The 12898-nt window shown below is 34.5% G+C and carries 14 protein-coding genes; 6 read left to right on the top strand and 8 right to left on the bottom strand.

The genetic code is table 11. From position 1 onward, the window contains the following. Positions 1-2 precede the first annotated feature (2 nt). Positions 3-1271, top strand: a complete 1269-nt coding sequence (locus tag IPJ53_01805) for an amidohydrolase family protein (GenBank protein MBK7797823.1) — start codon at positions 3-5, stop codon at positions 1269-1271. 13 nt (positions 1272-1284) lie between these two features. Continuing rightward, positions 1285-1827 (top strand): DUF4199 domain-containing protein, encoded by a 543-nt coding sequence (locus IPJ53_01800; GenBank protein ID MBK7797822.1) that lies wholly within the window; start codon positions 1285-1287, stop codon positions 1825-1827. A gap of 517 nt (positions 1828-2344) precedes the next feature. Here the strand turns inward: IPJ53_01800 and yidD are convergent. Then, positions 2345-2578 carry a membrane protein insertion efficiency factor YidD gene (gene yidD / locus IPJ53_01795; GenBank protein MBK7797821.1) on the bottom strand — a complete coding sequence of 78 codons (234 nt, stop codon included), beginning with the start codon at positions 2576-2578 and terminating at the stop codon, positions 2345-2347. Positions 2579-2586: 8 nt separating this feature from the next. After that, positions 2587-3945 (bottom strand): alkaline phosphatase family protein, encoded by a 1359-nt coding sequence (locus IPJ53_01790; protein MBK7797820.1) that lies wholly within the window; start codon positions 3943-3945, stop codon positions 2587-2589. Positions 3946-4041: 96 nt separating this feature from the next. Between IPJ53_01790 and IPJ53_01785 the strand changes: the two genes are divergently transcribed. After that, positions 4042-4683 (top strand): carboxypeptidase-like regulatory domain-containing protein, encoded by a 642-nt coding sequence (locus IPJ53_01785; GenBank protein MBK7797819.1) that lies wholly within the window; start codon positions 4042-4044, stop codon positions 4681-4683. Positions 4684-4788: 105 nt separating this feature from the next. Beyond that, positions 4789-5691: an ROK family protein gene (locus tag IPJ53_01780; protein ID MBK7797818.1), complete on the top strand. Its 903-nt coding sequence runs from the start codon at positions 4789-4791 to the stop codon at positions 5689-5691. A 12-nt stretch (positions 5692-5703) separates the two neighbouring features. On the opposite strand, the gene IPJ53_01775 is transcribed toward IPJ53_01780, so the two are convergent. Next, a complete protein-coding gene (locus tag IPJ53_01775) occupies positions 5704-6555 on the bottom strand; it encodes an Omp28-related outer membrane protein (protein MBK7797817.1) in 852 nt (283 codons plus the stop codon). Between the two features lie 9 nt (positions 6556-6564). After that, positions 6565-8202, bottom strand: coding sequence for a hypothetical protein (locus IPJ53_01770; GenBank protein MBK7797816.1), 1638 nt, complete (start codon positions 8200-8202; stop codon positions 6565-6567). A 79-nt stretch (positions 8203-8281) separates the two neighbouring features. Here IPJ53_01770 and IPJ53_01765 point away from each other — a divergent pair, with 79 nt between their 5' ends. Further along, positions 8282-8770: a TlpA family protein disulfide reductase gene (locus IPJ53_01765; protein MBK7797815.1), complete on the top strand. Its 489-nt coding sequence runs from the start codon at positions 8282-8284 to the stop codon at positions 8768-8770. A gap of 316 nt (positions 8771-9086) precedes the next feature. Here the strand turns inward: IPJ53_01765 and IPJ53_01760 are convergent, their stop codons facing one another. The 3 genes from IPJ53_01760 to IPJ53_01750 are packed head-to-tail and all read right to left on the bottom strand — an operon-like array spanning position 9087 to position 10580. Continuing rightward, positions 9087-9794, bottom strand: coding sequence for a leucyl/phenylalanyl-tRNA--protein transferase (locus IPJ53_01760; GenBank protein MBK7797814.1), 708 nt, complete (start codon positions 9792-9794; stop codon positions 9087-9089). Between the two features lie 5 nt (positions 9795-9799). Then, the gene (locus IPJ53_01755) at positions 9800-10102 is read right to left on the bottom strand and encodes an ATP-dependent Clp protease adaptor ClpS (GenBank protein MBK7797813.1); all 303 of its coding nucleotides are present in this window, start codon (positions 10100-10102) and stop codon (positions 9800-9802) included. Positions 10103-10106: 4 nt separating this feature from the next. Beyond that, the gene (locus tag IPJ53_01750; GenBank protein ID MBK7797812.1) at positions 10107-10580 is read right to left on the bottom strand and encodes a redoxin domain-containing protein; all 474 of its coding nucleotides are present in this window, start codon (positions 10578-10580) and stop codon (positions 10107-10109) included. Between the two features lie 128 nt (positions 10581-10708). Between IPJ53_01750 and IPJ53_01745 the strand changes: the two genes are divergently transcribed. After that, entirely contained in the window at positions 10709-11611 is a 903-nt protein-coding gene (locus IPJ53_01745) for a DMT family transporter (GenBank protein MBK7797811.1), read from the top strand. Positions 11612-11653: 42 nt separating this feature from the next. Here IPJ53_01745 and IPJ53_01740 read toward each other — a convergent pair whose 3' ends face one another. Continuing rightward, positions 11654-12838, bottom strand: coding sequence for an acyl-CoA dehydrogenase family protein (locus tag IPJ53_01740; GenBank protein MBK7797810.1), 1185 nt, complete (start codon positions 12836-12838; stop codon positions 11654-11656). Between the last annotated feature and the right edge of the window lie 60 nt (positions 12839-12898).

Genomic DNA, 12898 nt, shown 5'->3' with positions numbered 1-12898 from the left:
ATATGAACTGTTTATTAAAAAAAGTAAAAATTATTGAACCAGGTCATAAACTACATGGGAAAGTTCGTGATCTATGGATCAAGGATGGACTGATTTTTAAAATTGGTTCCTCCATTGAAACTCCACGAAATGTTAAAGTGTTTGACCATCCTGGCTCATACATCTCTCCTGGTTGGGTTGATGTGGGTAGTTACACAGGAGAACCTGGTTTTGAAGAAAGAGAAACACTTGTAAATATTAATGAAGCCGCAAGTTCTGGTGGCTACACAGCAATTTGCTGTATGCCCAATACCAAACCTGCATTACATTCCAAATCTGAAATTCATTTCATTCAGAGTAGGTCAAAAGAGTTAAATATTGATATTCATCCCATAGGCGCAATCAGCAAAAATACTCAGTCTCTCGAAATGGCTGAAATTCTTCAAATGCATGAAGCTGGAGCTGTGGCATTTTCAGATGGTAATATGGGGATTCAAAAATCTGGCCTTTTATTAAGGTCTTTGGAATACATTAAGAATATACCTGAAAGCATGATCATCAATTCTTCCTTTGATCAGGAGTTAGGCACTTTAGGTCAGATGCATGAAGGCGAATCAAGTACCTTCTTAGGTCTAAAAGGTATTCCATCACTGGCAGAAATAACGGCTGTCAATAGAGATTTGGAAATACTAAAATATTCAGAATCTAGATTGATGATACATAAAATTTCAACAACTGAGGCTGTAAACCTTATCAAGGTGGCTAAGAAAAAACTATCTGGATTATTTAGTTCTGTTTCGATTTTCAATTTGGTTTATGAAGACACTGACTTATTATCTTTTTCACAAAACTTGAAACTTATGCCACCAATTAGGTCTAAAAAGGATAGACTAGACCTTATTAAGGGATTACAAGAAAACGCAATTGACATTATTGTGAGTGACCATACACCTATGAACCCCGAGAAAAAGGATTTAGAATTTCAGGCGGCTGCTTTTGGAGCTATTTCTCTAGAAACTGCTTTCAGTTTAACCCAAACATTTATTCCATCAGAAATCAGTGTCGATTTATGGGTAGAGAAAGTATCTTTGAATCCTAGAAAAATATTCAAATTAAATGATGCCAGTCTTACCGAAGGAAAAATAGCTAACATTACTTGGTTTCATCCAACTGAAAGTTGGAAATACAGTGTTGAAAATATAAAATCTGTTTCTAAAAATAGCCCTTGCATCTCAACAAATTTACAAGGAAAAGTTTTGGGAACTTTTTATAAAAAAATATACATCAATTAAATATTTTTTATAAATGGAAAAACATATTATCGCAATTCGGTATGGTTTAATTTGGTCCGCAGTTTATGTCGTATTAACAATGGCCTTGTATTTATTCGACCACACTATGATACAGAACTTTGGTGTTGGCATAGTTTTATTTTTAATTGGCATTGTGTTTATGTATTTTTCCGGTATGGATACAAGAAAAGAATTTGGTGGATTTATGACTTGGAAAGAAGCTTTGATCCCCTGCTGGGTAAGCTCCATTGTTTATAGTCTAATTTCTGTTTTATTTATGGCAATTCTCTATAACTTCATCGACCCTGATCTTGCGGAACAACAAAAAGAAGCCCAAATAAAATGGATTGAAAACTTTAGAGCAAGCATGGGAGATATAGAAGCAGAAAAGGCAATTGAGAGAATTCAAGAACAAAATCCATTTGGTTTTGGTAACTTATTAATTATATTAGCTTCCTCGTTGTTGATTTACTTTATCATTTCATCCTTAATCGCATTGGTTTTAAAAAAGGAAGATCCGAATAAGATATTTAACACGTACCAAGAAAAAATTTAATTTGAATAATTAAATGCATAATTTTTATTTTGAATATAACTCTAATTAAACTTAAGTCGGAAATAATTTGGTGGTTATTTTCTATACTATTTACTATCATTATTCTTTTTCCAATTTATTATTTCAAAATTCCTTATGATTTTTATTTAAGCAACTTCTTTTTTATTCTGGGCTTTTGTATTGGTATGCGTTGGCTCTTTTTATGGCACTTGACACCATATGCAAGATTTCAGATTTTAAAAATTGCTCTGGTTTTCATAATGTTGCCAACCTTCTTCTATGGCATTTATGCATTTTCGGATTTTAAAAATTTTCTTGATGAAGTTGGAATTCAAGAAATACTAAATGATATTCCGGAAAGAGAGCAAATTTCAATGGCCATTTATATCAGAAGCCAAATGATCTTCTTTGCAATATCCTGCCTTATAGGAATTATATTGATCCCATTTAAACTTATTTGGAATATTTGGAAACAACACAATATAGGAGAAGTATAACAAGCTTCTGGTATTTTGACTTATTGTTTATTTCGTTTAGGCACCGCGTCATTCCCGTGCCCACCCCATGGATGACATCTGCTAATCCTTTTTAGACCAAGAAAAACACCATAAAATACTCCCCACTCTTTGACTGCCTCTATCATATAATTCGAACAGGAGGGTTGAAATCTGCAGTTCTTTCCAAGTAATGGAGAAAGCAAATATTGATAGAGACGTATAGGAATGATAATTATCCAATTGAACCAATTCATTTTGAAAATTATTTTAAGTTATAACTTAGTTCATTTTCTTTAATCACAAATTCCTTTCGAGATTTTCCATGCATATCTACAAATTCAATTTTTATCATTCTCTCTTTACTTGGACCTGATATTGAAAATCTTCCATAATTATGCTCCTCCAAGATAAGATTCTTAACTCTAAGGGGATTGTTAATTTCTTGTCCCCTAACTTTACTAATTCCTGCAGTAAGCGAAGAGGTTGTAATGTCATACAATGGATAATTGTTAGGTCTATCTAGTTTGACAATTTCACTGATATGTTTATCTCCCGAAAGAAAAAGCACTCCACTTATTTTGTAAAGTTCCAAAAAATCCAATAGCTCTTCCAACTCTACTGGATAATTAGCCCAACAATCTCCTCCCGATGTTTTGTTAAGAGATTGAGAGCCGTTTACAATTATCTTAAAGGTATTTGTACTATTTAACAAACTATTTTTAAGCCAGTTCATCTGTTCTGTTCCGAACATCCTCTTTTCTGGATTTGGTTTTCCCCCTACATATGGATTCATATTATCAGAACTTCTCCAAGTTCGATTATCCATTAAAAACAGATCTACATCAAAGTAACTAACTTTTGTATAGATACCTTTTCCATAATTACCAAAACTCGGATTAGGAAAATATGCTTTGAATACCTCTCTGGCATCTTCCTTTAAATGATATGAAATTCCTTCATTGTTTGGTCCATAATCATGGTCATCCCAAATCCCAATATGTGAGGTTGATTTTAAAAAATTTTGCAAAACTGGTGTGGCACGGTCATGTGAAGCTCGTGCCCACAATCCCCATTTGCTTTGAAAATCAGCCTCTCTTGTATACCAACTATCTCCCAACCATAACATAAAGGTCGGCTTCTCTTTTGCCATGGTTAAAAAAATGGTTGAATCAGATCCATATGGCCTCCCAGGTCTGTCATATTCAATGTCATTAACGTAATTACAACTACCTGCTAGGAAACAAAAGTCCGGTGCTGATTTTCTCCACTTCCAGATTTCCTGGGTTTTGAAATCACCCTGAGCAGCCGGAATTTTCATTTTCTTTTGATAAACTTGATAATGATAGTCCATTCCTGCTTTGAGATCAACTAAATCAAATTCTACAGTTTCAAAAGAATAAGCTTTATGAATTGTTTTAAAAGCTTCTTTTGCTTCATTTGGTAAATTTGCTGGCCAATATCTTAAAACTAATGAAACTTCTCCTTCGACTTCACACCATATTTTGGCGGTTCTGTGCTCAACATATGCCAACATTGGTCCGCTCTTAAGCTGCGCGCTAATTTGATTAAAAGAATAAAAAACAAACAAACAAAACATGAATACCTGAAACGATTTTAACATTTGATCATCTTTATTTATAGGTAAATATACGACTATGGTAGTTAGTCTTCTCTGCCAGATAGAATATCTGTTTTATCTTTACGTTAACTTCACGAAATGAGAAAGTTTCTTTTAATAACAGTAATTATTATTGGCTGGACTGATATGGTTTATACCCAAAGCTATAAACTTGTTCAGCTCACTGGAATGGTTATGACTGATTCTGATGGAGATCCTAAGCCATTACCTTTTGCTGAAATTAGTATTTTAAACACCAACAGAGGAGTTTATTCTGATGGTAAGGGTTTTTTCTCACTTGTTGTTCAAAATGGCGATACCCTTATTTTTAATTATGTTGGATTTAAACCCGCCTATTTTATTGTTCCTGACAGCCTTCATAAAGAACATTACACAATCTTTCAAATAATGACTCAGGATACTATTTTTCTTCCACAGACTGTGGTTTATCCTTGGCCAGATAAAGAATTTTTCCGTCAAGAGTTTCTAGCAATGGACATTTCCAAAAGTCTTGAGGATATCGCTGCTGCAAATCTTGCTCAGGACAAAATAAGAAGATTAATGGAAATAACGCCTGCGGATGGTCGCGAAACTTCAAGCCTATATCTCTCTCAAAATGCACAGAAATATTATTATGCAGGTCAGTTTAAACCTATGCAGATTCTAAATCCTATGGCATGGATAGAATTTTTCAAAGCCTGGAAAAGAGGTGATTTTAGAAAAAAAAATAAGTTTAACTAATACCTTTCGAAAATATCGATTTAATGTTTTCTATAATATATTTTAGAAAAATATAGTTCAATTATATACTTTTGACAGATCTAGCTTACCTTCAAAAAAATATTTATGGCGGATCTTTGTTGGGGAATTGATATGGGTGGAACTAAGATAGAAGGTGTTGTCTTAGAATCAAAACCTAATTTTAACATTATCAGCAGACTAAGAGTGCCTACCGAACAAGCAGGAGGTTATGATCATGTCTTAGACCAATTTAAAATACTGGTAGATATGTTAAGAGAACAAACTGGTAAAAAACCAGTTAGAATAGGCGTAGGAACACCAGGCATAATTGATACAGATACTCAGCTGATTAAAAACAGTAATACTCAATGCATTATTGGTAAACCCATGAAGAAAGATTTAGAAAAACTTCTGGGTATTGAAGTTCGAATGGCTAATGATGCAAACTGTTTCGCAATGGCTGAAACCCATCTTGGGGTTGTTCCGGATTATGTTATAAATCCTGAATCTGTTTTTGGTGTCATTATGGGTACAGGAGTAGGAGGAGGAATTGTAGTACATGGTAAAGTATTAAATGGAAAACATGGTATTAGCGGCGAATGGGGACATAATTGCCTTGATGAATCTGGAGAATTATGTTATTGTGGACGGAGAGGTTGTGTAGAAACTTTCCTAGCCGGACCGTGGACTGAAAAATATTTCCATAAAATCAGTGGTGAACAAAAATCAATGAAAGACATTTATAGGTTATATCAAGCAGGTGATGAATTTGCCATACAAACAATTGATAGATTAATTCACTATTTTGGTAAAGCTGTAGCTGTAATTATAAACATAATTGATCCTGACATTATCGTTTTCGGTGGTGGATTAGGCAACCTCGATGTGCTTTATGAAAGGGGTAAGCCTGAAGTAAAAAAGCATCTTTTCAATAATGATCTCAAAACTATTTTTGCAAAACCAAAACTTGGTGACAGCGCTGGTGTAATTGGTGCTGCACTTTTATAAAACAGGAATATCTCAACGTTTGATTTTACTTTCTGCTGCCTGTATAACATACTTTTCTTGTTCGGCATAGCTTATAAATCCAACCGTTGCACAGTGTTCTGCAACCCAAACCCTGTCTTGAGGTGGAAGAATATAAGTAAATGTTTTACTAACACTCTTACCAACGTCTAGTGAATTGATCAATAATTCCCCCGCAACAGGAGTGATTAACTTGCGTAATACATGTTCATGCACATAATCCTTTAATATACCGGTTTGATTTTTCTGAGAAGCCGAAATTTCAGATTCTGTTATCAATGCGTGAATATAAATTGGCTTTGCTATGGTGCGCAATGCAGTGGCGGTTAGGGTGATTTGCAATTCGCGTGTTGTTGAATCATATTTATTGCTAATCTTAAGTTCAGCTTCATGCACTTCTTTCAACTCTTGTTCTACAAAAGTGATCCAGGTGTCGGGCTTACCTATTCTAATTCCATTTTGGTTGTTAAATTTCTTTCTGTTAAATGCAGCTTCTGGTTTTCCAAGCCAAGCACCAAGGAATGTCTCTATTGCTTGTGCTTCTGGAGTCCTTAAATCAACTTCTCCGACCGTTGCCGGTGCCGCCAGAAAATTGGAATGAATTCCAACTGCAACAATATTGTCAGGATATTTATCAATTATTCCTTTGAGTTCTGCAGTTCCTGATGGGCAATTAGGGCATGAGGCTCCCGTAAATTCTTCTACTAATAAAACTCTGGATGATTTAATTCCTCCGCTGTTAGGTAACTGGATAGGTTGTTCCCAATCAGAACATGAATTTAAAAATAGAATTAAACTAATATACAAAAAGCTGAATTTTAATATATAAATCATTTGCGTTTTCATAAATTCCAATTAAAAAGTTGAAGTAATTGAAGCCCTAAATCCACTAAAGGCCGGTTCAAGTCTGCATATGCCACCAGAACATACTATTCCTTGTATCTGCTTAACGTATCTTAACCCAAATCTGTTATTTCCATAATTATAAACTAATCCTGCGGTAGGATAATGCAAAGCTTTGGTACCTTTTGGAGAAAAGGTGTTATACATATTTGACAATTCAAATATCCAATGTGGAGAAATCCCTAATTCAACTAAGCCATAAACCCACGAGCCAATATCATGTTTATTATACATGTATTGTGATTCAATTCTTAATGAGGTTTTATCATTGACATAATATAGAAACTCAAAATAGGGGGTAATGGTCTTCACATCCTCTTCTCCGCCCTTTCCAAAATACAATTCTACATCTATCATTTGATGTTGAACCCCTAATATTATCTGATATGTCTCTTCCCTTTTATAAACCACTTCTGCATTAATTTCCTTATAAAATTCTCTTTTAAAATCTATATCCCTAATGTCTGAAAAGTTGACTGAAAGATTCCAATGTTTACCAAGACCATACTTAAGATCTACTTGATAAGCCATTTCATTTAGAAATTGGGTCGCCGGAAAATAATAAGCGGTTAATCTATAGGTATTAATTCTTGCCATTGGCGGAATATATGAAACCAATCCCCTATTAAGACTTAACTGCGGTTCTGCGCGGAAATCAAAACCATCCGTTCTTTTACCTTCAATGGTGATTCCTAAATTATGGGCAGCGTAACCTAGGCTCGTGTAATATACAGAACCATTGCGTTTAACAAATTTGCCAATACTTGACTCTCCTTTTGGTAAGGAGCGAATTGCATTTGGATCATAAAAAACATCATCTGGCTTAAATGCTGCTTCTGCATACCAGCTAAAATCCTTATAATTTAAGGTATTAAATAATGTAAATGCATTTGTATTATAGTTGGGAATAAACTGATCTTTTGCTAAGTATCCTGCAGAAATGTTGGTGAGGTCTGTTACTATTGCGTCGCCGTAAGTCCTGTTTACAAATCCAGCACCGGGTGCTATTGACCAGTTAGAGGAATCATTTGGCTGATAAAATCCATTTATAGATATTCCCTTTATTATTGAGTTATAGATCGTGAATAGATTTTTTTGTTTGCCGGTAAATGCTTTTACATTCCACTGTTCATTTATCCTGTATTTGGCGGAAACTCCCAAAAGAGCATTATCTAATAGTTGTGCCCTCTCTTCATACGCTCTATATATGATTCCGGAACCTATTTGATCATATAAATAACCCACAGTTAAGTCCAAGCGGTCTATTTCCTTATTGATGAACCATCGTCCAATCCCTTGCGCAGTATATGAATTCAATGGATTTAATAGATTTGAATTATTGAAAAGATCAAATCTTATGCCTCCATTAAACCCATTATAAGACATATTCAGATCCAACCAAGACTCTGCTCCAAATAGTTGATAATCATATTGAGGAATACCGGCAGCCCCAATTGCACTATCTCTTAGAAATAAATTCCCATTCGTCTGAAAACCGCCACTGATTAAAAGTGACTCTTGTGCTCCAGCCCCCCAAAAAACCAAAGCTAAAAGCTTGGCAATGAACAGTTTTCTAAATAGGTTAATCATTCGTTAAATATTTTTCGAAGGCCCAAATTAATGGAAATTTTAATTGAATTTTACGTTTAAATAAAAAACTTAGTCCTAGATGAAAAATCTTATTCTTTTATCTCTAATATGTTCATTTGCTCTGCTTTCATTTAAGCCGGTTGCAAACAAGTTTCCTTCTTTAAGTTTAAAAACTCTTGATGGGAAGTCTTGTGAACTAAACCAAAAGTTCTCTAAAAACAAACTAACCGTGATCAGCTTTTGGGCCACCTGGTGTTCCCCGTGTAAAAAGGAGTTAGACGCAATGAGCAGTCATTACTCCGAATGGCAGAAAAAAGGTATAGAAGTTGTTGCCGTTACTATTGATGATATTCAACAAGTTAATAAAGTGAAACCAATGGTACAACAAAAGAGCTGGGGATATACCATTCTATCCGATGCAAACAAAGACAGCCTAAAAAAACTTGGTTTTCAATCAATTCCACAAACATTTGTAGTGGATGCTAACGGCCAAATACTATATACTCATTCTGGTTACACACCAGGTGATGAACATGAGTTAGAGAAAAAACTAATGTCATTTTTATAAATTTTAAATCTCCGGATTTAATTTATAAAGTTATATATATTGGATTTTCCTATTGTGAATATTAAGAAAATTCTCAATTAATTAGTTCGAAATCTAAATCGATAATTTTATTCTACTTCATTCTATTCAATTAATTATCGTTAAAAATGTAGGGGTTTGATTAAGTCCAAGGAAATTGAAAATAGTTTACGGACTTTTATTCCATTGAAACCAATACTTTTTAATATTAAAAGTACTTTCTAGAATGATATCGTTGTTACTGCCATAAAGTTCTAAAGTTTTATAACTAAGCACAAATGGTAGTCTTTATATCTTGTTACAGTATTGGGTTTTGGTTGGAATAATTTTTCCAGAAATCATTTGCTTGTGGGTACAATTTGTTTTTCTCCAAAAAATTTAAAAAATCTGAGGTACCCATTATTTCTGCCCCCATTGACTTCATGTGGTTGGTATCCTGTTGACAATCAATTAATTCAAAAGAATTTTCTGTTAAAATTCGGCACAAAACAATAAGTGCAAATTTTGATGCACTGGTAACTTTTGAAAACATTGATTCGCCACAAAACATTTTCCCAATGGCTAAACCATATAATCCGCCAACCAAAACATTCTCCTTCCATATTTCAATGGAATGCGCTAAACCTAATTGGTGCAATTCCAAAAATGATTCTTCTAGTTCATTATAAATCCAGCTACCTTTTTGTCCTTTTCTGTCGATTTCCTTACAATGACTCATTATTTCTTTAAAATGCTGGTCAATGGTAAAATGAAATTTATTACGACTTATTACAACCTTCATACTCTTGCTAATATTAACTTTTGAAGGGTATAGAATCAATCTCGGTAAAAGACAATACCAAGAGATTGGTTCTCCCGCAGAACTCCAAGGAAAAATTCCATTCTGATACGCTAAAATTAACCTTTGTGGACTAAGGTCTCCTCCTATTCCGAGTAAACCATCACTATTTGCTAAAGTTGGGTGTGGAAAAACAATTTTATTATCCGGTATTCTGAAAACCGGCATTGCTCTTAAACTTTCATTTTTTCAATTACCGCTGATAATCCACGTTCACATAAGGATTCTTTCATAGGTCTGAGAGCATCAAAAGCACCTCTTTTGACACTGGCTTTCCCATTAAAATGAACCATAAGGGAAAGCTGCTCAGCCTGTTCAAAAGTATGATTGCATACATCGACAAAGCATTCTATAACCCAATCAAATGTGTTTACATCATCATTAAATACAATGATTTCTGATATTTCACCGACATGATCTTCAATTAGAACTTCTTCATCTAGATCTTGCCATGTTTCTGGATTAGAATTGATCATAATATTAATTTAATGAAGCCAAGGTTTGATTAATGAGATCGAAATTAGGAATATCTCCCGCATTTTCCAAAATTTCTTCATACTTTATTATACCCTCACTATTTATTACAAAAGCAGAGCGCTTTGATACTCCCTTTAGTCCAAGAAAAAACTCCTCATACAAACAACCATAAGCATTAGAGATTGATTTATTAAAATCAGAAAGTACTACATAAGGCAATTGCAATTCCTCTTTGTACTTTTTAAGACTATGAGGACTGTCTACTGAAATAGCTATAATTTGTACATTGAGGCTAGAATATCTGGTAATGTCATCTTTTATCATACATAACTCCTTTGTACAGGTTCCAGTAAATGCAAATGGGAAAAACAATAGGACTACATTTTTGCCGGCAAAGTCTGAAAGGCTCACCATCTGCTTATCTGTAGAGACAACTGTAAATCCAGGTGCCTTATCTCCAATGTTCAAAATTTTCATTCCCTTCTATTTTTAAGGACACAAAAATAGATATTTGCCTCATATTTAGGTTTAGCTTTTTTCAATTTTATATGCCTCAAGATGACCTTTTTTGTTAAGTCAGAACAATAATAACCTCAAAAAACCTTATGAAGTCTGAAACTAAATCTTATTTCTATGTGCATTTTGCTGTTTTTCTATTTGGCTTTACTGGTATCCTAGGGCAACTTATTGAGCTTCCGGCAATCATCTTAGTGTGGTGGCGAGCTTTGTTAACATGGGTTCTTCTCATCCCATATATGTTGTATTCAGGGGCTTTTAGTCACTTTGATAAACAAAATTTTAAAATTTTTTCAAGAATTGGAATTTTGGTTGCCTTGCATTGGATTTGTTTTTACGGTTCAATAAAACTCGCAAATGCTTCCGTTGCTATGATTTGCCTTGCAACAATTCCTGTTTTAACTGCATTTTTTGAAGCTTGGACAAGCAAAAAAGCAATATTATGGAGAGACGCCTTCATTGGCATTGTTACCCTTCCTGGAATATTATTGATAAACCAAAGCATTCCTGATAATTTTCGCTTGGGTTTTTTTGTAGGTTTAATTGCCGCAGCTTTATCTGCTCTTTTTGCAAGCTACAATAAAAAACACATTACCAAAGCTGACCCCATTTTAATAACTTGGATAGAACTCTTTTCAGTTTGGATTTTTATTAGTGTACTTCTACCTGGCTTGTATTGGTTCAAACCGGAAACTGCATTTTTGCCATCCTACAATGACTGGTGGTATATAATCCTTTTGTCTTTATTTTGCACTGTTTTTGCTTATGTTTTGGCCTTAAAAGCCATGAAATTTTTGTCTGCATTTTCGGTGATGCTCGCCTTCAATATGGAAACAGTTTACGGAATTTTACTTTCGATGATTTTCCTTCAAGAACATAAACAATTAGGCGGACTCTTTTATTTGGGCGTGATCATTATCATGGTGAGCCTTTTCATAGACCCCATCTTGAAAAAATCAAAAAATGCTTTCTCAAATAAAGAATTAAATTAAACAATATATGATTCAATATTAATTCGGAATATTTACTTCCAATTAGTTAAAAGCATTAATACCTGTTACATCCATTCCCGTTATAAGCAAATGAATATCATGGGTTCCCTCATAAGTAAGTACTGTTTCAAGATTCATCATGTGTCGCATGATTGGATATTCGTTAGTTATACCCATTCCACCTAAAATTTGTCTAGACTCCCTTGCCACGTTTAGTGCAGTTATTACACTGTTCCTTTTAGCCATTGAAATTTGAGCCGGAGTTGCTTTTCCATTATTTGCTAAGGTTCCTAACCTCCATACCAGTAATTGGGCTTTTGTCAGTTCAGTGATCATTTCAGCTAGTTTTTTTTGTGTTAACTGAAATGCAGCCAAAGGTTTTCCAAATTGAATTCTTTCTTTTGAGTATCTAAGTGCCGTGTCATAACAATCCAACCCTGCACCGATAGCTCCCCAGGCAATTCCATATCGAGCTTTTGACAAACAAGACAAGGGGCCTTTCAAGCCTCTCACCAATGGAAAAACCTGATTTTTTGGGACTCTAACATCTTCAAATACCAGCTCTCCTGTTATGGAAGCCCTTAACGACCATTTTCCATGCATTTCAGGTGCAGAAAAACCTTTAGAATCACTTTCAACAACCATTCCTAAAATTTCCCCTTCTTCGTTCTTTGCCCAAACTACTGCAATGTCTGCAACTGGGGAATTTGTTATCCACATTTTCGCCCCATTTAAAATAAGACAATCTCCATCGTCCTTAACATTTGTAACCATTCCAGCAGGATTTGAGCCGAAATCAGGCTCCGTAAGTCCAAAACATCCAATTAGTTCCCCTGCTCCCAACTTTGGCAAATACTTTTTTTTCTGATCTTCAGAAGCAAAACGATATATTGGATACATTACCAAAGAACCTTGGACAGAAGCCATGGAACGCAAACCTGAGTCACCTCTTTCCAATTCCTGCATTATGATCCCGTAAGCAATCTCATCCATTCCCCCTCCTCCATATTCCACAGGAAGGCTCGGGCCAAATGCACCGATTTCTGCTAATCCTTTGAATAAATGCGTAGGACATTCTGCCCTTTCAGTATATCCCTCAATAAATGGTGTAACTTCTTGTTTTACCCAACCTCTAATTGATTCCCGGGCAAGCAAATGCTCTTCTGAAAGAAATTCATCAAGATTATAATAATCATGTCCTTCATATAAATCCTTTCTATTGGCCATGGTTCAATTTTTTGCAAAGGTAAATGTTGATCTTCATAAACTCTAAAAGACGTTAAAGTT

It is taken from the genome of Candidatus Vicinibacter affinis, assembly GCA_016714365.1.
Classification (GTDB): Bacteria; Bacteroidota; Bacteroidia; order Chitinophagales; family Saprospiraceae; genus Vicinibacter; species Vicinibacter affinis.
This window is presented reverse-complemented; position numbering and strand designations above follow the sequence as displayed.

Excerpts from the sequence above, each read along its gene's own strand:
- IPJ53_01805 (MBK7797823.1), top strand. The coding sequence starts at position 3 with ATGAACTGTTTATTAAAAAAAGTAAAAATTATTGAACCAGGTCATAAA.
- IPJ53_01800 (MBK7797822.1), top strand. The coding sequence starts at position 1,285 with ATGGAAAAACATATTATCGCAATTCGGTATGGTTTAATTTGGTCCGCA.
- yidD (MBK7797821.1), bottom strand. The coding sequence starts at position 2,578 with ATGAATTGGTTCAATTGGATAATTATCATTCCTATACGTCTCTATCAA.
- IPJ53_01790 (MBK7797820.1), bottom strand. The coding sequence starts at position 3,945 with ATGTTAAAATCGTTTCAGGTATTCATGTTTTGTTTGTTTGTTTTTTAT.
- IPJ53_01785 (MBK7797819.1), top strand. The coding sequence starts at position 4,042 with ATGAGAAAGTTTCTTTTAATAACAGTAATTATTATTGGCTGGACTGAT.
- IPJ53_01780 (MBK7797818.1), top strand. The coding sequence starts at position 4,789 with ATGGCGGATCTTTGTTGGGGAATTGATATGGGTGGAACTAAGATAGAA.
- IPJ53_01775 (MBK7797817.1), bottom strand. The coding sequence starts at position 6,555 with ATGAAAACGCAAATGATTTATATATTAAAATTCAGCTTTTTGTATATT.
- IPJ53_01770 (MBK7797816.1), bottom strand. The coding sequence starts at position 8,202 with ATGATTAACCTATTTAGAAAACTGTTCATTGCCAAGCTTTTAGCTTTG.
- IPJ53_01765 (MBK7797815.1), top strand. The coding sequence starts at position 8,282 with ATGAAAAATCTTATTCTTTTATCTCTAATATGTTCATTTGCTCTGCTT.
- IPJ53_01760 (MBK7797814.1), bottom strand. The coding sequence starts at position 9,794 with ATGCCGGTTTTCAGAATACCGGATAATAAAATTGTTTTTCCACACCCA.
- IPJ53_01755 (MBK7797813.1), bottom strand. The coding sequence starts at position 10,102 with ATGATCAATTCTAATCCAGAAACATGGCAAGATCTAGATGAAGAAGTT.
- IPJ53_01750 (MBK7797812.1), bottom strand. The coding sequence starts at position 10,580 with ATGAAAATTTTGAACATTGGAGATAAGGCACCTGGATTTACAGTTGTC.
- IPJ53_01745 (MBK7797811.1), top strand. The coding sequence starts at position 10,709 with ATGAAGTCTGAAACTAAATCTTATTTCTATGTGCATTTTGCTGTTTTT.
- IPJ53_01740 (MBK7797810.1), bottom strand. The coding sequence starts at position 12,838 with ATGGCCAATAGAAAGGATTTATATGAAGGACATGATTATTATAATCTT.